At 63.1% G+C, this 22,114-nt stretch carries 19 protein-coding genes; 10 read left to right on the top strand and 9 right to left on the bottom strand.

The genetic code is table 11. The features are described from left to right. The first annotated feature begins 66 nt into the window (after positions 1 to 66). From cysT to BFP99_RS25890, 3 genes are read left to right on the top strand one after another with little or no spacing between them, the layout of a single operon-like run. On the top strand, positions 67 to 885 hold the full coding sequence (gene cysT / locus BFP99_RS25900) for a sulfate ABC transporter permease subunit CysT (RefSeq protein WP_027607868.1): 819 nt from the start codon (positions 67 to 69) through the stop codon (positions 883 to 885). Positions 886 to 898: 13 nt separating this feature from the next. Then, positions 899 to 1,771, top strand: a complete 873-nt coding sequence (gene cysW, locus BFP99_RS25895; protein WP_065926322.1) for a sulfate ABC transporter permease subunit CysW — start codon at positions 899 to 901, stop codon at positions 1,769 to 1,771. A gap of 3 nt (positions 1,772 to 1,774) precedes the next feature. After that, entirely contained in the window at positions 1,775 to 2,755 is a 981-nt protein-coding gene (locus BFP99_RS25890; protein WP_065948539.1) for a sulfate/molybdate ABC transporter ATP-binding protein, read from the top strand. Positions 2,756 to 2,881: 126 nt separating this feature from the next. On the opposite strand, the gene BFP99_RS25885 is transcribed toward BFP99_RS25890, so the two are convergent. Then, complete coding sequence (locus BFP99_RS25885) at positions 2,882 to 3,409, bottom strand: Mpo1 family 2-hydroxy fatty acid dioxygenase (protein WP_065948538.1); 528 nt, start codon at positions 3,407 to 3,409, stop codon at positions 2,882 to 2,884. 83 nt (positions 3,410 to 3,492) lie between these two features. Between BFP99_RS25885 and BFP99_RS25880 the strand changes: the two genes are divergently transcribed. Together BFP99_RS25880 and BFP99_RS25875 are read left to right on the top strand one after the other, a co-directional pair. Continuing rightward, entirely contained in the window at positions 3,493 to 4,179 is a 687-nt protein-coding gene (locus BFP99_RS25880; protein WP_065948537.1) for a Crp/Fnr family transcriptional regulator, read from the top strand. A gap of 38 nt (positions 4,180 to 4,217) precedes the next feature. Next, positions 4,218 to 4,583 (top strand): response regulator, encoded by a 366-nt coding sequence (locus BFP99_RS25875; RefSeq protein ID WP_065926326.1) that lies wholly within the window; start codon positions 4,218 to 4,220, stop codon positions 4,581 to 4,583. 365 nt (positions 4,584 to 4,948) lie between these two features. Here the strand turns inward: BFP99_RS25875 and BFP99_RS25870 are convergent, their stop codons facing one another. Next, the gene (locus BFP99_RS25870) at positions 4,949 to 5,953 is read right to left on the bottom strand and encodes an AraC family transcriptional regulator (protein WP_065948536.1); all 1,005 of its coding nucleotides are present in this window, start codon (positions 5,951 to 5,953) and stop codon (positions 4,949 to 4,951) included. A gap of 101 nt (positions 5,954 to 6,054) precedes the next feature. Here BFP99_RS25870 and BFP99_RS25865 point away from each other — a divergent pair, with 101 nt between their 5' ends. Further along, the gene (locus tag BFP99_RS25865) at positions 6,055 to 7,134 is read left to right on the top strand and encodes a fatty acid desaturase (protein ID WP_065948535.1); all 1,080 of its coding nucleotides are present in this window, start codon (positions 6,055 to 6,057) and stop codon (positions 7,132 to 7,134) included. Here BFP99_RS25865 and BFP99_RS25860 read toward each other — a convergent pair. The 3 genes from BFP99_RS25860 to BFP99_RS25850 are packed head-to-tail and all read right to left on the bottom strand — an operon-like array spanning position 7,106 to position 11,150. Next, positions 7,106 to 8,716: an arylsulfatase gene (locus BFP99_RS25860; RefSeq protein ID WP_065926329.1), complete on the bottom strand. Its 1,611-nt coding sequence runs from the start codon at positions 8,714 to 8,716 to the stop codon at positions 7,106 to 7,108. The two genes, BFP99_RS25865 and BFP99_RS25860, sit on opposite strands and share 29 nt — an antisense overlap. A 29-nt stretch (positions 8,717 to 8,745) precedes the next feature. Next, entirely contained in the window at positions 8,746 to 9,561 is an 816-nt protein-coding gene (locus BFP99_RS25855; RefSeq protein WP_065948534.1) for an ABC transporter ATP-binding protein, read from the bottom strand. Next, a complete protein-coding gene (locus BFP99_RS25850; RefSeq protein ID WP_065926331.1) occupies positions 9,558 to 11,150 on the bottom strand; it encodes an ABC transporter permease in 1,593 nt (530 codons plus the stop codon). Before BFP99_RS25850 ends, BFP99_RS25855 begins: the two co-directional genes overlap by 4 nt. A gap of 288 nt (positions 11,151 to 11,438) precedes the next feature. On the opposite strand from BFP99_RS25850, the gene BFP99_RS25845 reads away from it, so the two are divergent. Continuing rightward, entirely contained in the window at positions 11,439 to 12,440 is a 1,002-nt protein-coding gene (locus BFP99_RS25845) for an ABC transporter substrate-binding protein (protein ID WP_065948533.1), read from the top strand. Positions 12,441 to 12,493: 53 nt separating this feature from the next. On the opposite strand, the gene BFP99_RS25840 is transcribed toward BFP99_RS25845, so the two are convergent. Next, positions 12,494 to 13,414, bottom strand: a complete 921-nt coding sequence (locus BFP99_RS25840; protein WP_065926333.1) for a LysR family transcriptional regulator — start codon at positions 13,412 to 13,414, stop codon at positions 12,494 to 12,496. Positions 13,415 to 13,593: 179 nt separating this feature from the next. Here BFP99_RS25840 and BFP99_RS25835 point away from each other — a divergent pair, with 179 nt between their 5' ends. After that, positions 13,594 to 14,499 carry a TauD/TfdA dioxygenase family protein gene (locus tag BFP99_RS25835; RefSeq protein ID WP_065948532.1) on the top strand — a complete coding sequence of 302 codons (906 nt, stop codon included), beginning with the start codon at positions 13,594 to 13,596 and terminating at the stop codon, positions 14,497 to 14,499. Between the two features lie 258 nt (positions 14,500 to 14,757). Here BFP99_RS25835 and BFP99_RS25830 read toward each other — a convergent pair whose 3' ends face one another. Next, on the bottom strand, positions 14,758 to 16,365 hold the full coding sequence (locus tag BFP99_RS25830; protein WP_065948531.1) for an alkaline phosphatase family protein: 1,608 nt from the start codon (positions 16,363 to 16,365) through the stop codon (positions 14,758 to 14,760). Positions 16,366 to 16,465: 100 nt separating this feature from the next. Continuing rightward, a complete protein-coding gene (locus tag BFP99_RS25825) occupies positions 16,466 to 17,410 on the bottom strand; it encodes a LysR family transcriptional regulator (RefSeq protein ID WP_065926336.1) in 945 nt (314 codons plus the stop codon). Positions 17,411 to 17,565: 155 nt separating this feature from the next. Between BFP99_RS25825 and BFP99_RS25820 the strand changes: the two genes are divergently transcribed. Further along, positions 17,566 to 19,881, top strand: coding sequence for a TonB-dependent receptor (locus BFP99_RS25820; protein ID WP_065948530.1), 2,316 nt, complete (start codon positions 17,566 to 17,568; stop codon positions 19,879 to 19,881). Here the strand turns inward: BFP99_RS25820 and BFP99_RS25815 are convergent. Further along, positions 19,852 to 21,039, bottom strand: coding sequence for a CynX/NimT family MFS transporter (locus BFP99_RS25815; RefSeq protein ID WP_065926338.1), 1,188 nt, complete (start codon positions 21,037 to 21,039; stop codon positions 19,852 to 19,854). The genes BFP99_RS25820 and BFP99_RS25815 overlap by 30 nt on opposite strands. 108 nt (positions 21,040 to 21,147) lie before the next feature. Here BFP99_RS25815 and BFP99_RS25810 point away from each other — a divergent pair, with 108 nt between their 5' ends. Then, positions 21,148 to 22,014 (top strand): LysR family transcriptional regulator, encoded by an 867-nt coding sequence (locus BFP99_RS25810; protein ID WP_065926340.1) that lies wholly within the window; start codon positions 21,148 to 21,150, stop codon positions 22,012 to 22,014. Positions 22,015 to 22,114 lie beyond the last annotated feature (100 nt).

Genomic DNA, 22,114 nt, shown 5'->3' with positions numbered 1-22,114 from the left:
TGCCCTTGAGGTCTTCGCGAGCAAGCTCGCTCCTACAGTGGTTTCTACCTTTAACCAAGGACTCTTATGTCGCGTCGTATTTCCCCCGTCATACCCGGCTTCGGGCTGACGCTGGGCTACACCGTGGTGTACCTCAGCCTGATCGTACTCATCCCCCTCGCGGCGATGTTCGTACACGCCGCTCAACTCACCTGGGATCAGTTCTGGAACATCATCTCCGCACCCCGTGTGCTGGCGGCGTTGAAGCTGAGCTTCAGCACCGCGCTGTACGCCGCCCTGATCAACGGCGTGATCGGCACGCTGCTGGCCTGGGTGCTGGTGCGCTACACCTTCCCCGGCCGCAAGATCATCGATGCGATGATCGACCTGCCGTTCGCCCTGCCCACCGCCGTGGCCGGTATTGCCCTGACTGCGCTGTACACGCCGACCGGCCTGGTGGGCCAGTTCGCCGCCGACCTGGGCTTCAAGATCGCCTACAGCCCCTTGGGCATCACCCTGGCGCTGACCTTCGTGACCCTGCCGTTCGTGGTGCGCACGGTGCAGCCGGTACTCGCGGATATCCCCCGGGAAATCGAAGAAGCCGCCGCCTGCCTGGGCGCCAAGCCGTTGCAGGTGTTCCGCTACATCCTCGTCCCCGCGCTGCTGCCCGCCTGGCTGACCGGTTTCGCCCTGGCGTTTGCCCGTGGCGTCGGTGAGTACGGTTCGGTGATTTTCATCGCCGGCAACATGCCGATGAAAACCGAGATCCTGCCGTTGCTGATCATGGTCAAGCTCGACCAGTACGACTACCGCGGCGCCACCTCCATTGGCGTACTGATGCTGGTGGTTTCCTTTGTCCTGCTGCTGCTGATCAACTTGTTGCAGCGGCGCATCGAACGTCCATAAGGAGGCGCGGAACATGTCCCAATCGTCTATTTCCGCGGCATCCTCGGCCAACGCAGCCCGCCGTGGCAGCGCTGTTTCCCGGCGCATCCTGATCAGCCTGGGCTGGCTGGTGTTCTTCCTGTTCCTGCTGCTGCCGCTGTTTATCGTGGTGTCCCAGGGCTTGAAGAACGGCCTCGGGGCGTTTTTCACCGCAATCCTTGAACCGGACGCGTTGTCCGCACTGAAACTCACGGTGATCGCCGTGCTGATTTCGGTGCCGCTCAACCTGGTATTCGGCGTCAGTGCGGCCTGGTGCGTGAGTAAGTACTCGTTCCGTGGCAAGAGCATCCTGGTGACGCTGATCGACCTGCCGTTCTCGGTCTCCCCGGTGATCGCCGGCCTGGTCTACGTGCTGATGTTCGGCGCCCAGGGCCTGTTTGGCCCTTGGTTGCAGGAGCATGACATCCAGATCGTGTTCGCTTTGCCCGGCATCGTACTGGCGACCATCTTCGTCACCGTGCCGTTCGTCGCCCGCGAACTGATCCCGCTGATGCAGGAGCAGGGCACCCAGGAAGAAGAGGCCGCACGCCTGCTGGGCGCCAATGGCTGGCAGATGTTCTGGCATGTCACCGTGCCGAATATCAAATGGGGCCTGATCTACGGCGTGGTGCTGTGCACCGCGCGGGCCATGGGGGAGTTCGGCGCGGTGTCGGTGGTGTCCGGCCATATTCGCGGCGTGACCAACACCTTGCCGCTGCACGTCGAGATTCTCTACAACGAATACAACCACGTTGCCGCGTTTGCGGTGGCGAGTCTGCTGCTGATCCTGGCGCTCTTCATCCTGCTGCTCAAGCAGTGGAGCGAGAACCGTATTAATCGCCTGCGCGCCAGTGCGGCTGAGGAATAAGTCATGTCGATCGAAGTCCGTAACGTCAGCAAGAACTTCAACGCCTTCAAGGCCCTGGACAGCATCAACCTGGATATCCAGAGTGGCGAACTGGTGGCCTTGCTTGGGCCTTCCGGCTGCGGCAAGACCACCTTGCTGCGCATCATCGCCGGCCTGGAAACCCCGGATGACGGCAGCATCGTGTTCCACGGTGAAGACGTCTCCGGCCACGACGTGCGTGATCGCAACGTCGGTTTTGTGTTCCAGCACTACGCGCTGTTCCGCCACATGACCGTGTTCGACAACGTCGCCTTCGGCCTGCGCATGAAGCCGAAGAACCAGCGCCCGAACGAAAGCCAGATTGCGGCCAAGGTTCACGAACTGCTGAACATGGTGCAGCTGGACTGGCTGGCCGACCGTTACCCGGAACAACTCTCCGGTGGCCAGCGCCAGCGTATCGCCCTGGCCCGTGCGTTGGCGGTCGAGCCGAAGGTGCTGCTGCTGGATGAACCCTTCGGCGCCCTCGACGCCAAGGTGCGTAAGGAACTGCGCCGCTGGCTGGCGCGCCTGCACGAAGACATCAACCTGACCTCGGTGTTCGTGACCCACGACCAGGAAGAGGCCATGGAAGTCGCCGACCGCATCGTGGTGATGAACAAGGGCGTGATCGAGCAGATCGGCTCACCGGGCGACGTCTACGAAAACCCGGCCAGCGATTTCGTCTACCACTTCCTTGGCGACTCCAACCGCCTGCACCTGGGTGAAGACCGGCACGTGCTGTTCCGCCCCCACGAAGTGTCGCTGTCGCGCCACGAACTGGAAGATCATCACGCGGCCGAAGTGCGTGATATTCGTCCGTTGGGCGCGACCACGCGGGTCACCTTGAAGGTCGAAGGCCAGAGCGAGCTGATCGAAGCCGAAGTGGTGAAGGACCACGACAGCCTGACTGGTTTGGTACGAGGCGAGACCTTGTTCTTCAAGCCCAAGGTCTGGCAAAAAGCCTGAGCCCCAAACAAAAATCCCGATGTGAAACAGGTTCAATGTGGGAGGGGGCTTGCTCCCGATAGCGGTGTTTCAGCCAGCTTATCTGCTGCTGACCCACTGCAATCGGGAGCAAGCCCCCTCCCATATTCAGATCTGTCTCGGCTCCAGATCGCGGCGAACCACCGGTCCCGAGCGCTCTTCGATCTGCTGCTTCAAACCCTGGCGCAGCCCCAGCAAAAACGCCACCTCCGCCACCACAAACAGCGGCCCCACAATCAGCCCCGACACGTCATCCACAAACGCCGGCTTCCTGCCTTCGTAGTAATGCCCGACAAACTGAATCACCCAGCCCACCACGAACATTCCCACCCCGCTGCTGAGCCACACCATCGTGCTCTGCGCCGCCAACACGTGCCCGGCCCACACCGACAATCCCATCAACACCGTCATCAGCGCGCCCAGGGCCAATTCAAGCCGCAGGTAAAACCACGCGGAAAACAGCGCCACTATCACTGCCGGGGAAAGCCACAGCCCACCCACAGCCCATTCGGGGCGTGACAGCAGCACAGCCACGGCGACCACAATCAGCGGGATGCCGATGAAGTGGCTGGCGATATTGCGTGGGTCGCGGTGGTACGCGGCGTATTGACTGAGGTGATCGACGAGGCTTTTCATTGTTGTTCCTCCTGTAGGATGTTTGATCATGCCCTGTCAGCCTGGGACTAACTGTCAGTTGGGCGACAATCTTCGGAGTTCTCATGGATGCGACGCAATGGCACTCCCGGTTGGCCGTCGGCCACTGGTTCAGTCACCTGCCCGTACCTTTCCAGCATAGTCTGCTGGCCCATGCGCGGCTGCGGCAGCTGACGGCGGGTCAATACCTGTTCAAGCGCGGCGACCCGCCCTGCGGCTTGTATGCGGTGCTCGACGGCACGTTGCGTGTCAGTGCGGTGAATGAGCACGGCAAGGAAGCGCTGTTGAGCCTGGTGGGGGCGCCCTACTGGTTCGGCGAGATCTGCCTGTTCGACGGCTTGCCGCGCACCCACGACGCCTGCGCCACGGGGCCGTGCACGCTGGTGCAGGTGCCGCAGCAGGCGCTGCTGAAGATCCTCGATCAATCCCCTTGCTACTGGCGCGACCTGGCGTTGCTGATGAGCCAGAAGCTGCGCCTGAGTTTTATCGGCCTCGAACAGCTCAGCCTGATGCCCGCTTCGGTGCGCCTGGCCCACCGGCTGTTGATGATTGTTGAGGGCTACGGCGACATGGCGCCTTCAAAACGCGTGCTGCAACTGCCCCAGGAAGACCTGGCGGCGATGTTGAGCCTGTCGCGCCAGACCACCAATGCCTTGCTCAAGGACCTGCAAGCCCAGGGCATCGTGCGCCTGGGCTACGGCGAGATCGAAATCCTCGATGCGCAGCGGCTACGAGAGGCGGCGCACACCTGAGGGTGTTAGCCTGCAAACCTGATCAATCGAGGTGTGTTATGCGTGTGCTGTTAGTGGAACATGAATCCGAAGAGGCACAGCGGATGGCCCGGGGATTGAACGAGGCCGGCTACACCGTGGAAGTCGCGGCCAACGGCATGGCGGCGCAGCGCTTTGTCGAAAGCGCCGAATACGACCTGGTGATCCTGGATGTGATGTTGCCTGGCCTGAATGCCTGGAAGCTGCAGCAGGCCATCCGGCAGAAGGGTGAGACGCCGGTGTTGTTCCTGACCACGCCGGGCGGGATTGAAGATCGCCTGCGCGGCTTGGAGCTGCATGAGGATGATTACCTGCTCAAGCCGTTTGAGGCCAAGGGGTTGGTGATGCGGGTCAGGAAACTGTTGCGGCGGGATCGGGGTCGCTGATTGATCCCGTCACTGTAGTGCCTGAAAGATTGCCATCGGGAGCAAGCCCCCTCCCACAGGAGAACGCATTTCAAATGTGGGGGCTTGCCCCCGATGAGCATAGGTATCTACACAACTTGGGCTCAACACTGAGCGCCCGGCAGATAGGGCTGTTGTGGTGAGCGGGCTTGTCCCGCGCCGGGCTGCGTAGCAGCCCCAGTAAAGAAGAACGCGGTGTATCAGACACTCTGTAGAGGCTGGTTTTGGGGCTGCTACGCAGCCCAGCGCGGGACAAGCCCGCTCGCCACAGTGAGATTTGTCAGGGGCTGAAAAGTTGTGTAGATACCCATGCCCCGATGAGACCTTCAGCCTCCCCACATATCCCCTTACCGCAACCCATCCCGAAACTGCCCCGGCGTCATCCCCGTCCAGCGCTTGAACGCCCGGTTAAAGCTGCTGGTATCAGCAAACCCCAACAGATGACTGATCTCCGCCAATGAGCACTGCGGATCCCGCAGGTGCAACAACGCCAGATTCTCCCGGCATTCATTGAGCAACGCATCAAACCGACACCCCTCATCCGCCAGATGCCGCTGCAAACTGCGCAAACTCAAGTGCAGCGCCTGGGCAATCCGCTCGGCACTCGGCTCGCCATCGGGCAGTTGCGCCTCGATGGCCGCGCGCACCTTGCGCTCCCAGGTCAGCGGTTGCAGTTGCGCCAGGGTGCGTTTGAGCACGGTTTCGTTGTGTTCGGCCAGTTCCGGGTTGGCGTCGTCCAGGTGGCTGTCGAAATCGCTGGCGGCGAATTCGAGGCGGTCTTCCTCGGCGCCGAAAAACACCGGTGCGCGGAACACCGTGTGCCAGGGCTTGGGGTCGGCGGGTTGCGGGCGCCGCAGGTAAACCGCCAGCGGCGCATAGTCGCGGCCCAGGCGATTGCGGCACGTGCGCACATAGATCGCGGCAAACGCATCGATGGCTTCCAGCGCCGGCGCCGGGCTGCCTGGCGGTTGCAGCAGGCGAAAGCGGTAGCGCTCGCCATCGCCGCTGAGTTCCAGGCTCAGGGCATCGCTGACCACCTGGTGATACCGCACGATGCGCTCGAACACCTCGCGCAGGCTGCCGCTCGCCACCAATGCATAACCCAGCGCATGAAAGGTGGTCGGGCTGACAAACCGCGACACCCGCAACCCGATGGCCGGATCGCCGCTGGCCTGCACCGCCAGTTCCCACAGGCGCGTGGTGGCCGACAGCGGGTAACGCGCGTTGGGGTCGTCCATCTGCTGCGGATCAAGCCCGGCCTGGGCGCACAGCGCGGCGCTGTCGAGGCCCAGGGCATCGAGCTGCTTGCGCAGGGCGCGGGTCCAGCTGGCGAGGGAAGTCGGTTCGGTCATGGCGATTGGCGCTTGCGGTCAACAGGTTGGCGTGTGGGGCTAGCGTCCTGCAAGAAGCCCTGGTGCAGGATGTAACCCTCAATGAATAAGAGGATGGGAGCATGGACGGTACTTCTGCAAGTCCCCAGCAGATGAACGCGCAACAGCGTTCGGCGCATATCCGTGAAGTGGTGCTCGCCGAAGGCGTGCGCTTGCGTCGCCGGCACCCGTGGTTGCAGCATCAGGACGCCCTGGGCGCGGGTATCCTGGCCTTTGCCTTGCTCGGCATGATGGGCTCGGCGGCGCTCTATATCAGCGGTCATATGGCCTGGTGGACCTGCCTGCTGCTCAATGCGTTCCTGGCCTCACTGACCCACGAGCTGGAACACGACCTGATCCACAGCATGTACTTTCGTAAACAGCGCGTGGCCCACAACCTGATGATGGGCCTGGTGTGGCTGGCGCGGCCGAGTACCATCAACCCGTGGATCCGTCGGCACCTGCACCTCAATCACCACAAGGTCTCCGGCACCGAGACCGATATGGAGGAACGTGCGATCACCAACGGCGAGCCCTGGGGCCTGGCGCGGTTGCTGATGGTGGGCGATAACGTGATGTCGGCGTTTATCCGCATGCTGCGCGCCAAGACCTGGGGCCACAAACTCAAGATCCTCAAGCGCTCGCTGCTGGTCTACGCACCTTTGGCGCTGCTGCATTGGGGCGCGTGGTATATCTTCCTCGGCTTCCATGCCGCCAACGGCATCGCCAGCCTGCTGGGCACGCCGATCGACTGGTCCACCGGCACCTTGCAGATGATGCAGGTGATCGACATCGCCGCCGTGGTGATCATCGGCCCCAATGTGCTGCGCACCTTTTGCCTGCACTTTGTCAGCTCCAACATGCACTACTACGGCGATGTGGAACCGGGCAATGTGATCCAGCAAACCCAAGTGCTGAACCCGTGGTGGCTGTGGCCGTTGCAGGCGTTCTGCTTCAACTTCGGCAGCACCCACGGGATTCACCATTTTGTGGTGAAGGAGCCGTTCTACATCCGCCAGATGACGGTCAAGGTGGCACATAAGGTCATGGCCGAGATGGGCGTGCGCTTCAATGATTTCGGCACGTTTGCGCGGGCCAATCGGCTTGAGCCCATGGCGTCGCCCCAGGCCCGGCTCAATCCGGCTGAAACGGCGACGCGCTGAGCACCACGCCGGTTTCGTCGACGTACTGCTGCCAGTGGCCGATCAACGTGGCGAGCTTGTCCGGATGACTCAAGGCCAGGTCGTGAATTTCGCCGGGATCCTGGCCCAGGTCATACAGTTGCCAGGTCGCCGGGCCCACCGGGCCGGGGATGTACACGGCTTTCCACTGGCCCTGGCGAATCGCGCGGCGGCCGAACAGTTCCCAGCCGGTTACGGTGTTGTCGTCGTGCACCTGGGCGGTCTCGCCAGAGAGGAAGCCCAGCCACGACTTGCCCCGCAGCGGCGCCACCGGCTTGCCACGCCATTGTTTGCCCGGATGGCGCACGCCGGCCAGGTCGAGGATGGTCGGCGTGATGTCCATCACCGTGCCGAAACCATGGCTGATACGACCTTTGAGCGACAACTGCGGATAGTGCACCAGCGCCGGCACGCGAATCCCGCCCTCGGTGGTGAACGCCTTGAACAACCGCGACGGCGCCGTCGCCACCTGCGCCCATGACGGGCCATACCAGACATAGGAATTGGCGCGGCCGATATTGTCCAGGCTGTTGTCGTAATGCTGGTTGAGGTAGGTGAGCAACTGCGGCCCGAACTTGGGGAACGCCTCCAACAGCGCACCTTCGGCGCCGTTGTCGGACATGAACACAATGAAGGTATTGTCCAGCTGCCCCTGCTGGCGCAGGTAATCCACCACTCGGCCGATGTTCCAGTCCATGCGCTCGACCATCGCCGCATACACCTCCATGGCCCGCGCCGAGACCTGGCGCTGTTCGTCGCTCAAGGCGGCCCACTGGGTGTTCAGTTCGATCAACGGATGGGGTTCGACATTGGCGTCGATCAGCCCCAATGCCTTGAGTTTTTCCAGGCGTTCCAGGCGTAGCACTTCGGGGCCGGCGTCGTAGCGGCCACGGTACTTCTCGACGATGTCCGCAGGCGCCTGCAACGGCCAGTGCGGCGCGGAAAACGGCAGGTAGGCGAAGAACGGCCGGGCCTGGTCGCGCTCCTTGAGATAGTGCAGCAGCTTGTCGCCGAAGGCATCGGAGGAATAGAAGTCCTTAGGCAGTTGCTCCACGAACCGGTCGTCTTCGATGTACAGCGCCGGGGTGGATTTGAGCAGGCCCGGGGTGTCGTCGTTATAGGTCGGTTCGAAGCCGTAGTGGTTGGCCGCCCCCGGCAGCAGCGAGAACGAACGCTCGAAACCGCGGGCGTGGGGCGCCAGTTCGGCGGTCAGGCCCAGGTGCCACTTGCCGCTCATCAGTGTCTGATAACCGGCCTCGCGCAGCAGCTCCGGCAGTGCCACCACCTTGTCATTCAAGTAGCCCTCGTAGCCGGGCTTGCCGATCAGCTCCGGGGTCAGTGCCTCGGCCATGGTGCCGATACCGGCGATATGGTGGTCGGTGCCGGTGAGCAGCATCGAGCGGGTAGGCGAGCACGTCGGGGCAGTGTGGAAGTCGGTCAGGCGCAGGCCGTTCAGCGCCAGAGCGTCCAGGTGCGGCGTGGAAATTTCCCCGCCAAACGCACCGAGGTCGGAGAAGCCCATGTCATCGGCCAGGATCACGAGAAAATTGGGACGTTGCGGCATCAAGGCACTCCTCATCAGCAGGCGGTTTTTCAGCAGGCGATAAACGCCAGTGGCAGGTCGCGGATCTGTTCGCGCGCGGGCGGCTGGTAATGGCCGTCGCTGGTCAGTTCATGCAGCAACTCCTCACGCAGCTGGTGGAATTCGAAACTGCTGCGCTGGCGCGGGTGGGGCAGGGCAATCTCGACGACCTGCTTGATCCGCCCCGGCCGGGGCTCCATCACCACCACGCGGTCGGCGAGGAAAATCGCTTCCTCCACATCGTGGGTCACCAATACCGTGGTGATTTTGGCGCCGGCGCGGATCGCCAGGAGTTCGTCCTGCATCTGCTGGCGGGTCAGGGCGTCGAGGGCACCGAAGGGTTCGTCCAGCAGCAGAATGCGCGGGCTGGCCACCAGGCCGCGGGCAATCGCCACCCGTTGCGCCATGCCGCCGGACAGTTGGTGCGGATAGGCGCGGGTGAAGTCGGTGAGGCCGACCAGCTCGATAAAATCGCTGATGCGCCGATTGCGCTCTGCTTCGCTCAGTGGCTCGTTGACCAGGCCCAGGCCGATATTTTCCGCCACGGTGAGCCAGGGGAACAGACGATGCTCCTGGAACACGATGCCGCGCTCGCCGCCGATGCCGCTGACCGCTTTGCCGTCGACGCGGATCTCGCCGCGAAACTGCGTATCGAGCCCCACCAGCAAACGCAGCAGGGTGGATTTGCCGCAGCCGCTGGAGCCGACAATCGCGACGAATTCGCCTTCGGCAATCTCCAGGTTGAATTCGCGGATGGCTTCCAGCTCGAAGCCGTCGACGTCGAAGGTCTTGCCCACATGGTTGAAGCTGACGATAGGTGCGTTCATGCGTGTCTCCAGCGGGTGGCGCGGGTTTCGATGCGCTGGCCGATCAGGTTGAGGGCCGCGCCGGTGAGGCCGACCAGGAGCATGCCGCTCATGATCAGGTCCATGCGCAGCAGTTGTTGGGCGCCGATCATCAGGCTGCCGATACCGCCGTTGGACGGCATGAAATATTCCGCACCGATGGTGCCCAGCCAGGCGTAGATCAGGCTCAGGCGCAGGCCGGCGAAAATGCCGGCTGCGGCGCCTGGCAGTACCAGGCGTCGCAGCCGTTGGAACAGGTTCAGGCGCAACACCTGCACCGCTTCGTTGAGCTGTGGCGACAGATTCAGCACGCTGCGTTGGGTGGCGATAAACAACGGGAAGAAGGCGGCGAGGGCGATAAACACCCATTTGGCCAACTCACCCAGGCCAAACCAGGCAGTGAGCAGCGGCACCCAGGCGAAAATCGCGATCTGGCGCAAGGCGGCCAGGGTCGGCCCGAGTACCCGCTCACTGCGCCGTGACAGTCCCAGCCACAGGCCCATGGCAAAGCCAAGGCCGCCACCGAGCAGCAACCCGCCCAGGCTTCGCCCCAGGCTGGTGCCCAGTGCACCGCTGAGGTTGCCATCCACCACCCCGGCGACGGTGGTGTGCAGCACCACCCATGGGCTGACCAGAATGTTCGTGTCGACCCAGCCTTGTTGCGTCGCGACCTGCCACAGCGCCAGCAACAGCAGGGGCAGCAACCACGGTTGCAGGCGCTGCCAGCCTTGATAACGCGGGCCGCGACGAATCTGCGCCGTGGCCGGGTGGGGCCAGTGCACCCATTTGCGGTCCAGCCAGCCAATGCCACGGTCCATCACCACGCCGAATACGCCGATGACCACGATGCACACGAAGACGATATCGAGCATGAACAGCTGGCGCGCCCACACCATCAGGTAGCCGATGCCTTCGCTGGAGGCCAGCAACTCCACCGCCAGCAGCGAGGTCCATCCGGCCGCCAGGGCCAGGCGCACGCCGGCCATAAAGGCGGGCAGCGCGGCAGGCAGGATCAGGCGCCGGATCAACAGGTGCGTGGGCAGGCGCAACACGCGGGCGGCTTCGCGTAACTGGGGTTGGGCGTCGCGCACGCCCACCAGGGTATGCAGGGTGACGGGCACCACGATCGCTTTCACCAGCACCACCAGTTTCAGGGTTTCGCCAATGCCGAAGAACACCATGAACAGTGGAATCCAGGCCAGGGTCGGTACCTGCGACAACGCGCTGAACGTCGGAAACACCAGGCGCTCGGCGCGCGCGCTGAAACCCAACACCGCCCCCAGCAGCGCCCCGGCGCCAATGCCCGCCAGCAACCCCCAGGACAGGCGTTGCAGGCTGATCGCCAGGTGGCTCCACAGCTCGCCGCCGGCCAGTTCCACGGCGCTGCTCCACACCAGCGACGGTGGCGGCAGGATCTGCTCGCTCATCCAGTGATTGCGGCTGGCCAGCCACCACAGCGCAAACAGCGTCACCGGCAGCAACCATGGCAACAGCCGTTCACTGTGCAGCGGCCAACGTGGCGTGGCGCCGGGAGCCGCGAGCGGTAGGCTCAAAAGTGAGATTCGGGCCATGGAGGACCTCCGTTGTCGCCAAGGGCGTTATGTGATTTCGATCTTATAAAAACGTAATCAAGATGATTGAGGGATAAGAAAAGCCATTTAAAGCCTCGCTCCGGCACGCATCCAATGCATTCGAAGAATATTTTCGATGCTATTCATGCATAGCCCTCTGGAGCCTGCGTTTCCTTTCGCATAGTCCTAAAAGCTATTAAATTGTGAATTTATAGTATTTAAAGTTTTGACCAGGTTGTGCCTACTTTCTGCTCCCCAGGCGACCCTCGCCCACAAGGAGCTGCGCTTATGAAACTGTCGTTCAAACGTCTGATCACCCTGGTCGCAGGCACCGCACTGGCGGGCCTGGTACAGGCTGCCGACCTCAAGGAAATTCGCATCGCCGTGCCCGACCTCAGCGCAGGCAGCCAGCACAGCGGCGGGGGCATAACGGATGTGCTGCGCGAGCAGCAGATCTTCGAAAAAGCCTTTGCCGACCAAGGCATCAAGATCCAGTGGAATTACTTCAAGGGCGCCGGCCCTGTGATCAACGAAGCCTTCGCCAACGGGCAGGTGGACCTGGCGTACCTGGGCGACCTGGCGGCGATCATCGGCCGCTCCAATGGCCTGGAGACGCGCTTGCTCAGTGCTACCGCGCGGGACATCAAGCAGTACCTCGGCGTGGTACCGGGTTCTGGCATCAAGACCTTGCAGGACCTCAAGGGCAAGCGCGTCGCGGTGTTCCGTGGCACGGCCAGCCAGTTGTCGTTCGACAGTGCATTGGCCAGCCAGGGCTTGAGTGAGAAGGACCTCAAAGTCATCAGCCTGGACTACAACGCCGCCAATGCCGCGTTGGCCGCCAAGCAGATCGACGCCACCTGGGGCGGTTCGAACCTGACGGCATTGCAAGCCAAGGGGCTGGCTGAAATACCGCTGACCACCAAGGACCTCGGTGGCGCCGGCAGCGTCCAGGCGGTGCTGGTGGGCAGCAAGCAGTTTGTCGACGAGCACCCCGACGCCGTCGCCAAGCTGCTCAAGGCCCAGCAGCAGGCGGTGCAATGGTTGACCGATGACAACAACAAGCAAGCCTACATAGCGCTGGTGTCCGGGCTGGCCAGTTACCCGCCGGTGATCCTCACCAATGACTTGAAAGACCAGACCCTCAGCGAGATTTTCCCGTCGACCCTGGACCCGGTGTTCCTGGCTAAATTGCAGGGTTCGGTGGACCTGGCTTCCAAGGAGAAGCTGATTCGCAAGTCGTTCCAGGTGAGTGACTGGGTGGCGCCGAATCTGTCGGCGGCGGGGCTTTGAGTCGGGTGGTGCCTGGGCTATCGCCATCGGGGGCTTGCCCCCGATGAGGCCCTTCAAACCGCCACACTCACCTCCTGCCTGTCCACCTCCACCAGCGTCTCGATCATCGCCTTCGCCGCCGGCGACAACCGCGAACCGGTGCGGCTGACAATCCCGCAGCGGGCGCTCATGGTCTCCATGTTCTGCGGCAGGTTGCGCCAGTGCAGCAGCTTCAGCGTGCCCTGGGCGATGTCTTCGGCGAATGCCTCCTCGGTGCCCACGCCGATGGCATTGGACTGCAGTACGATCTTCACCAGCGCCGGGAAATGTTCGGTCTGGATGCTCGGGGAAAAATCCATGCGCCCGCTCAGGTTCGCCAACAGTTTGCGAATGCCCTGTGAGATCAGCGGCGACGCCAGCGGGTAGTCGAACATGTCGTTGGTCGACAGGCTGTCCTTGGCCAGCAACGGGTGCCCCGGTCGGCAAAAAAATACCCCGCGCTTGGGGGTCAGCGCGCGGGTCTGGAAATTCGGGTCGGCTTCGAATTGGCGGATGTCGGCGATAAAGAATTCGATCTCTTCACGGCTCAGGGCACGGCTGAGTTTTTCCCAGTTATCCACCTGGAAACTGGTGCGGATTTTCGGGTGGGCGCTGATAAAGCGCGCCACCGCATCCGGCACCAGTTTCACTGCCGGGGCCGGGCCGCAGCCGAAGCGCAGGTCGCCGGCGTCGAGCTTGGTCATGCGCGTCACTTCACTGCTCAGTAAGGCGGCGCCGTGCACCAGGGACAAGGCATGTTGCAGCACCACTTGGCCCTCCGGCGTGGGGCGCAGGTCCTTGTGGCCACGGTCGACCAGCACGCAGCCGAACTCCTGTTCCAGCCCCTGGATGCTGCGGCTGAACGCCGGTTGGGTGATGCCCATGGCGTCTGCCGCACGCACGAAACTGCGGTGTTCGTTGAGGGCGATGAAGTAGCGCAGTTGGCGAAGATCCATATGCTTTCCCTGCATCTTAAAAATAGGTCGAAGGCATTTGCGACCACGGGAGCAGAGGTTTTAAATGCAAGCTCTTATTCCGTCAATGAAGCATTCGTTCATCTGCTAGATCTAAATTGCATATGGATAGAGCGTTGTCGGAAAGCGTCCCCATCAGCAGGCACAAGAGGGTCATCACCATGAGCAACGCCGCATTAGCTGTTCAACCCGTCGCCCAGGCGCTGGATATTCACCCGGTCGCCGGCCGCATCGGCGCCGAGATTCGCGGTATCACACTGTCCGGCGATCTGGATGCCGCCACGGTCGAAGCCATCCAGCAGGCGCTGGTGCAGTACAAGGTGATCTTCTTTCGCGAGCAGACTCACCTCGATGACCAGAGCCAGGAAGCCTTTGCCCATCTGCTCGGCGAGCCGATTGCCCACCCGACGGTGCCGGTGCGCGACGGCACGCGCTTCCTGATGGAACTGGACGGTACCCGTGGGCAGCGCGCCAATTCCTGGCACACCGATGTGACCTTCGTCGATGCCTACCCGAAAGCCTCGGTGCTGCGTTCGGTGCTGGCGCCCAAGTCCGGTGGCGACACGGTCTGGGCCAACACCTCGAGCGCCTACAACGACCTCAGCGTCGAACTGCGCGCCCTGGCGGATAACTTGTGGGCGGTGCACAGCAACGAATACGACTACGCCGCGCTCAAGCCGGATGTGTCGGCCGAGCGGCTTGAGGCATACCGCAAGGTGTTCACCTCGACGGTGTACGAAACCGAGCACCCGGTGGTGCGCGTGCATCCGGTCAGTGGCGAGAAAACCCTGTTGCTGGGGCACTTCGTCAAGCGCCTGAAAGGTTATTCCCAGGCTGACTCGACCCAGCTGTTCAACCTGCTGCAAAGCCACGTCACCCGCCTGGAAAACACCGTGCGCTGGCGCTGGAACACTGGCGACGTGGCGATCTGGGACAATCGCGCCACCCAGCATTACGCCGTGGACGACTACGGCACCCAGGAACGCATCGTGCGCCGGGTGACGCTCAAGGGCGATGTGCCGGTGGGCGTGCAAGGGCAGCGCAGCCAGACCACCAAAGGTCTCTAATGTGGGAGGGGGCAAGCCCTGATGCCAGTCAGTCAACGGCGAACACCGTACCTGTGGTGAGCGGGCTTGCCCCGCGTTGGGCTGCGAAGCAGCCCCAGAACCAGGCGCAGCGAAGTGCCTGATACACCGCATTCGTCTTCATCAGGGGCGCTTCGCACCCCAACGCGGGGCAAGCCCGCTCACCACAGAGGTACCCGTTTGCTGCGCGACAACGCTACTTCGAAGAGGTAGTGGGACCCCCCACATTCGATGTGTGGTTTACCACACGCCGATCTGCACCACTTTCTCCGCTTGCGGCTCACCGTAACGAAACCGTTGGCCACGCAGATCGATCTCTGCGTGGCTGATGGTGGTGCGTCGCTTCAGCCCGCGCAGCCATTCGAACAGATACCCCAAATGGGTTTCGCGCACTTCGGCATAGGCCGGGTCGTTGCCCAGGTCGTGCAGTTCCTGCGGGTCGTTTTCCAGGTCGAACAGCTGTGGGCGGAAGCCGTCGTACGCCAGGTATTTCCAGCGCTCGCTGCGCACCATGGTCATGCGGCAACGGTCGATGGGTTGCGCCAGGCGTTCGCGGGCCGGGGCCTGGAAGGCGTAGTCGTACTCGGCGATGGCGTAGCGGCGCCAGCGCGTTGCCTGGCCGTGCAGCAGCGGGATCAGTGAGCGCCCTTCCAGGCGGTGCTCGGCTGCGGGCAGGCCCAAGGCGTCGAGGAAGGTCGGCAGTGCATCAATGGTTTCCACCAGGCGCGCGTCCACCGTGCCACGGCGGGTATCGGCAGCGGCGCGTGGGTCGCGCACGATCAGCGGAATGCCCACCGCAGGTTCCAGCAAAAACTCTTTTTCGCCGAGGAAGTGATCGCCGAGGAAGTCGCCGTGGTCGCTGGTGAACACGATCAGGGTGTCGTCCCAACGGCCATTGCCTTGCAGAAAATCGAACAGGCGTCCCAGTTGGTCGTCGACCTGTTTGATCAGGCCCATGTAGGTGGGAATCACCGTGAGCCGTACCTCCTCACGGGAAAAGTTCAGGCTCTCCTGGTGCTGGCGGAACGCCTGGTACACCGGGTGATCGCTGGTCTCCCCTGGCTGGATCGGTGCCTGGATATGCTCGGCGCCATACAGTGCGTGATACGGCGCCGGTGCGATGTAGGGCCAGTGTGGCTTGATATAGGACAGGTGCAGGCACCACGGTTGTTCGGCCTGCTCACGGATAAAGTCGATGGCGCGGTCGGTGGTGTAGACGGTTTCCGAATGTTCCTCGGCCACGCGCGCGGGGCGGCCTGCATTGCGCATGTGCCAACCGCTGAGCACTTCGCCGTTTTCCCCTGCTGCCGCATTGGCCCATTCGTGCCACGGGTTGGCGCCGCTGTAGCCCTGCTCGCGCAGGTAATGGGTGTAGGGCGCGGACTCGCGTTTATCCTCGAACAGCGGGCTGTCGGGGTAGATGCCGTCGTGACGCAGGTACGCCTCGAAGCCAACCTCGTTCAATGGCTCGGCCTGCTCGCTGTCAGGGTCGATATTCAGGCGTTGCAAGGCGTCAACATTGGGTGTGGCGTGGGTCTTGCCGACCAGTGCCGTGCGGATGCCGTGGGGACGCAGGTAGTCGCCGAGGGTCAGTTCTTCCAGGGGCAACGGCACCGCGTTCCACGCCACCTGGTGGCTGCTGACGTAGCGCCCGGTATAGGCCGACATGCGCGAGGGCCCGCAGATGGTGCCTTGGGTATAGGCGCGGCTGAAGCGCACACCGGCGGCGGCCAGGCGATCGATGTTCGGCGTGTGCAAGTGGGCGTGGCCGTAGCACGACAGGTAATCGCGGCGCAGTTGGTCGCACATGATGTACAGCACGTTGCGCACGGGTTGGGGGTGGGACATGGGACTTCACCAGACGGAGGACAGGTGAGGTTTTTCGCCGTTCGGGTGGGGGGCTGGCAAGTGCATTTGGGGACTGGCTTTGATGCAGTGGATGCATGGCCTAGACGGCGACGTTCTCCAGCGCGCACACCTCTTCATCCAACTCATCGATCTGCTTGATCTGCTCGATCATCGCTTCGGCCAGCGGCGACAAGCGATACCCTGCACGGCTGACGACGCCGTAGCGGGTGTAACGCTCCTCCAGATCCTCCGCCAGGCCCTCGATCGTCAAGCACACCAGTTCGCCCCGGGCCATGTGCAGCACATCGCTGTTGGCGCTGACGATGCCGATGGCGTCGGAGCGCAGCACTACGCCCATCAGGCTATAGCCGTTCTCGCATTCGACATTGGGCAGGTAATCGGGCCGGCCGCTGAGGTCGACGATGACCTTGCGCAGGTTGGGCGGGCGGATGGTCACGGCCAGGGGGTAACTCATCAGCTCGGCGGCGCTTACGCTGCCACGTCCGGCCAGTGGGTGGCCGGCGCGGCAGCAGAAATACCAGCGGCGCGGGCGCAGGCGGTGGGTGTGATAGTCGGGGTTGGCTTCGAAGTGGCGGGTGTCGGCGACGAAAAACTCGAACTCTTCACTGAGCAGGCGTTTGCTCAGGCTCTGCCAGTCGTCCACCTGGTACTGCACCCGTGCCTTGGGGTAGCGCCCGATAAAACTGCCGATGGCGCGGGGGATCAAGCCGCTGGCCGGTGCCGGGCCGCAGCCGAAACGCAATTCCCCCGCCTCCAGGCCATTGAACTGGCTGATCTCGTTGGCCAGTTGCTGTGCGCCGCTGACCAGGCGCCGAGCGTGCTCCAGCAATACCTGGCCTTGTTTGGTCGGCGCCAGGTCTTTGCGGCCACGGTCAATCAGCTGGCAACCGGCGCTGTGTTCCAGGGCCTGGATACTGCGACTGAACGCCGATTGCGACAGGTTCACCGTCAACGCGGCGGCGACAAAACTGCGTTGTTCGGCAAGGGCGATGAAGTGACGAAGCTGGCGCAAATCGATATGCATTTTTCACATCAAAAATATCCGGGAAATGCATTGGCTATGCATTAGGTCGACTCCTTATAAAGGCTATCTCTTATGCAGTAAATGTTCGTAAAAACATAAATAAATAACCTAAAGGAATATCTGTCGATGGATATTTCCGGGTTCCGGAGCCGCTTATGAGTCTGTTGAAGTCCTTGCCTCTGGCCATTCTGGTGGCCGGCAGTTCCAGTTGGTCGCCGACCCAGGCCGCCGAAACGCCCGCGCCGGTAAGCAAGGGCGAGAGCGCCGGCGGCGAGTTGGAGACGGTCACCGTCACCGCCCGGCGGCGCACCGAAAGCGCCCAGGCAGTGCCGACGCCCATGAGCGTGATCGGCGGCCAGGCCCTGGAGAGCCAACGGGTGTATCGGATTCAGGATTTGCAGCAACTGGTGCCCAGCGTCAACGTCGCTTATATGCATGCGCGCCAGTCCAGCGTGTCGATTCGTGGCCTGGGCAACAACCCGGCGAGTGATGGCCTTGAGGGCAGCGTAGGGCTGTATATCGACAACGTGTACCTGGGGCGGCCGGGCATGGCGGTGTTCGACCTGATGGACATCGAACAGCTTGAAGTCTTGCGTGGCCCGCAAGGCACCTTGTTCGGCAAAAACACCACCGCCGGGGTGATCAACATCAGCACGCGCGCGCCGAGTTTTACCCCGGAGCGCAGCATTGAAACCTCGCTGGGCGAGGACGGCTACTTCCAGACCAAGGGCACGATTTCCGGCCCGCTCACCGATGACCTGGCGGGGCGTTTCTCGGTCTATCGCACCCGCAGCGACGGCGACATCAAGAACGAATACAACGGCCATGACCTTAACGGCGGCTCGCGCCAGGGCTTTCGCGGGCAACTGCTGTACAAGCCCAGCGAGACCTTCAACCTGCGCTGGATCGGTGATTACAACGAAGAGGATTCCAGCGCCGGCACCCGGGTGCTGTACAGCACCGGGCTGACCATCAACGGCACCAACCTCTACCAGTCGCGGGCCAACGCCGCAGGCGCGACCCTGGTCGATGGCACCCACCGCAAGGTCAACCTGGACAGCGACCAGCACGTCACCGTGTTCCAGGGCGGCACGTCGCTGGAGGCCAACTGGACGTTGCCGAGCGATTTCACCCTGACCTCGGTCAGTTCCTATCGCTTCTGGAATTTCACCCCGCGTAACGACGACGGCCTTAACGTGCCGGCGTCGTATAACGCCGGGGTGTCGGTGGAAGATAAGCAGTGGTCCCAGGAGTTCCGGCTGGCTTCGCCTACCGGCGGTTTCTTCGATTACGTCCTTGGTGCCTACTACTTCGGCAACTCGCTGGACAACAAGTCCTTCAGCTATTACGGGCCTCAGGCCGATATCTGGAATGGCACGCCGGCCGGCGCACTGGCCAATGTCAGCAGCGTCGGCAACGGGCACATTCGCACCGACAGTTTTGCACTGTTTGCCCAGGGCACCTGGCACCTCACCGAGCGCCTGGATTTCACCGCCGGCCTGCGCGGCACCTACGAAGAAAAAAGTGCCTGGGTCACGCGCAACGCTCCCCTTGGCGGTGCGGCGGTCACCGGTGCTGCCGCGACGGCTCGACGTGGCCGCGCGGGGGCTTACGACTCCGGCGACCTCACGCAATACAGCACCAGCCCCTCGGGTTTGCTCAACCTGAGCTACCGCTTTAACGAAAACCTGCTGGGCTACGCGACGCTGTCCCATGGCGAGAAGTCCGGCGGGGTCAACCTGGCGGTAGGCTCAGCACCGACGGCCGGGGCCGACTCGCTGTTGATCGGCACCGAGCGCGCCAACAACGCCGAACTGGGTTTCAAAAGCACGCTGTGGGACCGGCGGCTGCAGCTCAATGCCAACCTGTTCTGGACCCAGGTCAACGGCTACCAGACCAATGCCTATGACCAGGACAACCGTGTGCAGTACCTGACCAACGCCGGTTCGGTGCGCTCGCGGGGTGTCGAGGTGGAAAGCACCCTGGTGCCGATCAAGGGCCTGACGCTGAACCTCAACGGCTCGTTCAACGATGTGAGCTATCTGTCTTACAAGGATGCGCCGTGCCCGCCGGAAGTCAGTCTGCGCCCCGGTGCGCCGGCCTCCTGCGACCTGAGTGGGCACCAAGTGGTGGGGGCCTCGAAATGGATCGCCAACGCCAACGGCGAATACAAGTGGAACCTGGATAACGGCTTCGAACCCTATGTCACCGCCAGCTATGCCTTCCGCTCCAAGGCCGTGGGCACGGTGGAGGACTCCGACTATGGACAGATTCCCGCCTACGCCGTGGTCAACCTGTCCACCGGCCTGCGCGGCAACTATGAGCAGGGGCAGTGGGACGTGTCGTTATGGCTGAAAAACGCCTTCGACAAGACCTACTACACCACGCTGTGGACGGGGGGGAACGGCGGCTACGAAGGCCTGCTCGGTACGCCGCGCACGCTAGGGGTGACCGGGCGCTATGACTTCTAGCCCCGTGCGATAGGTGGCCGGGCTGAACACGCGTGTCACCGCCAGCATCGCCACCGCCGTGACCGTCAGCACCACCCAGGCGCTGACAAAGTTGCCGGTCAGCCCGCGCAGCCAGCCGGTCAGCCACGGCGACACCGCATTGATCAAGAAGCCCACGCCTTGCACAAAGGCCGCCAGTTGCCCGGCCTGGCGTGGGTCGCGATGGTGGTCGAGGGTCAGCAGCAGGCTCAGGGCGAAACACGCGCCCAGGCCGAAGCCGCACAACGCCACCCAGAGGTGCGGATATTCCTGCGGCGCGACGATCAGGCCGAGGTAACCCACGGTCTGGGCCAGCAGGGCGATGCCCAGCAGCGGCCGACGGTCGATACCGCGCTGCGCCAGCACCGGCATCAACAGCGCGGCGATCACCTGGAAGATGGTCATGAACGCCAGCAGCGAACCGCTGGGCAGCACGCCCCAACCCAGTTGCTGATAGTAGGCCGGCAGCCACGCCACCAGGCTCATGTAGCCGCAATTGACCAGGCCGAAATACAGTGCCAGCAACCAGGCGCGGCGATTGCGCAGGTCCTTGAAGGCCGGCACCACCTGTGGATTTCTGGCCGCGCCCAGTGGCAGCCAGGCCCATAGCAGCAAGGCACCCAACGCCGGCAGCAGCCACACCCCCAACCCCGCCTGCCATTCCTGGAAATGCGTGGCCACCAGCGGGCTGAGCAGCGCTGCCAGCCCGCCGCCGGCCATCAGCGAGGCCGAGTACACACCCATCGCCACCGGCACGCGATGCCGGAATTCGCGCTTGATCATCGCCGGCACCAAGGCCTGGATCAGCGCCACACCCGCGCCGCCGAGCAGCGCCGTGACCAGCAGCGCCGACGCCTGGCCCATCAGCCAGCGTGCCAGGCACGCCAGCAGGATCATCATCAGGCCCAGGGCGATGCCACGCCGCTCACCCAGGCGGGCTTCCACGCGCACGCCCACCAGCGCCACCAGCCCCATGCACACCACTGGCAGGCTGGTCAGCAAGGCGCTGCTCTGGAAGCTCAGGCCGGTGGCCTGGCGGATCTCGCCGAGCAACGGGCTGATGGAACTGAGGATCGGCCGCAGGTTCAGGCCAAGCACCACCAGCAGGCCCCAGCCGGCGAGGGATTTATTCAGGGTCATGCAACGCTCTTGCAGTCGGTAAATGAGGCGTGAGTATGGTCAGTACCCAAGGTATTCTGAAATTAAATATAACCATGCCAACCAGTGGCAAAGAGAATGGTGACGCTGATGTTCGATCCCGTGTTGTTGCGCAGCTTTGTCGCCGTGGTGGACTGCGGCAACTTCACCCGCGCCGCCGAGCGCCTGCACCTGACCCAATCCACCGTGAGCCAGCAGATCCGCCGCCTGGAAGAGGCGGTGGCGTGCCAGTTGCTGGACCGCGACCAGCGCCGCGTGGTCGCCACCGCTGAGGGCGAACGCTTGCTGGCCTATGCGCGACGCATCCTCGCGCTGCATGAAGAAGCCACCGATGTGTTGATCAACCAACAGAGCGACGGCGTGCTGCGCCTGGGGGTACCGGAAGACTTTGCCGCCGAGCGCCTGATGCCGTTGCTGTCGGCATTTGTGCTCGCCTATCCACGGGTGCGCCTGGAGGTCACCAGCGGCCTGGGGCCCGAGTTGCAGCGTCAATACCGCAGCGGCGAGTTCGATGTGTTGCTGGTCAAGCAGATGGGCAGCAGCGATGACTGCCTGGCCTCGTGGCCCGAGCCGCTGTGTTGGGTAGACAGCCGCAGCACGCCGTGCCTGGGGCGCGACCCTCTGCCGTTGGTGGCATTCCCGGTGGGCGGCCTGTACCGCAATGAAATGTTGCACCACCTGGAAGTGGGCGGCTGGCGCTGGCGCATCGGTTATTCCAGCGCAAGCCTGGCCAGCGTGTGTTCGGCGGTGGCGGCGGGGTTGGGTGTGAGTCTGTTGCCGCGACGGGTCGTGCAGCCAGGGCATGTGGAACTGGGGCCGGACAGCGGTTTGCCCGTGGTGCAAGGCGTACGTCTGGCGTTGTATGCCCGTCATGGCCTGAGTGCCGCGGGGCAGTGCTTGCAGGCTGAGCTGTTCGATTTGTGTGCAAACAGCCCCGTTGAGCCATGCCTTAAGTGAATATTTTGTATGCCTGAAAAGCATCAAAAAAAACCACCTCGGCGCCAGGCCACGTGGGCCGGGGCTTTGGTGTTTGCAGAGCATTCGTTTATTCAAATTT

Origin of the sequence: Pseudomonas sp. 1 R 17, from assembly GCF_900067035.1 — a bacterium.
Lineage (GTDB): Bacteria > Pseudomonadota > Gammaproteobacteria > Pseudomonadales > Pseudomonadaceae > Aquipseudomonas > Aquipseudomonas marginalis.
This window is presented reverse-complemented; position numbering and strand designations above follow the sequence as displayed.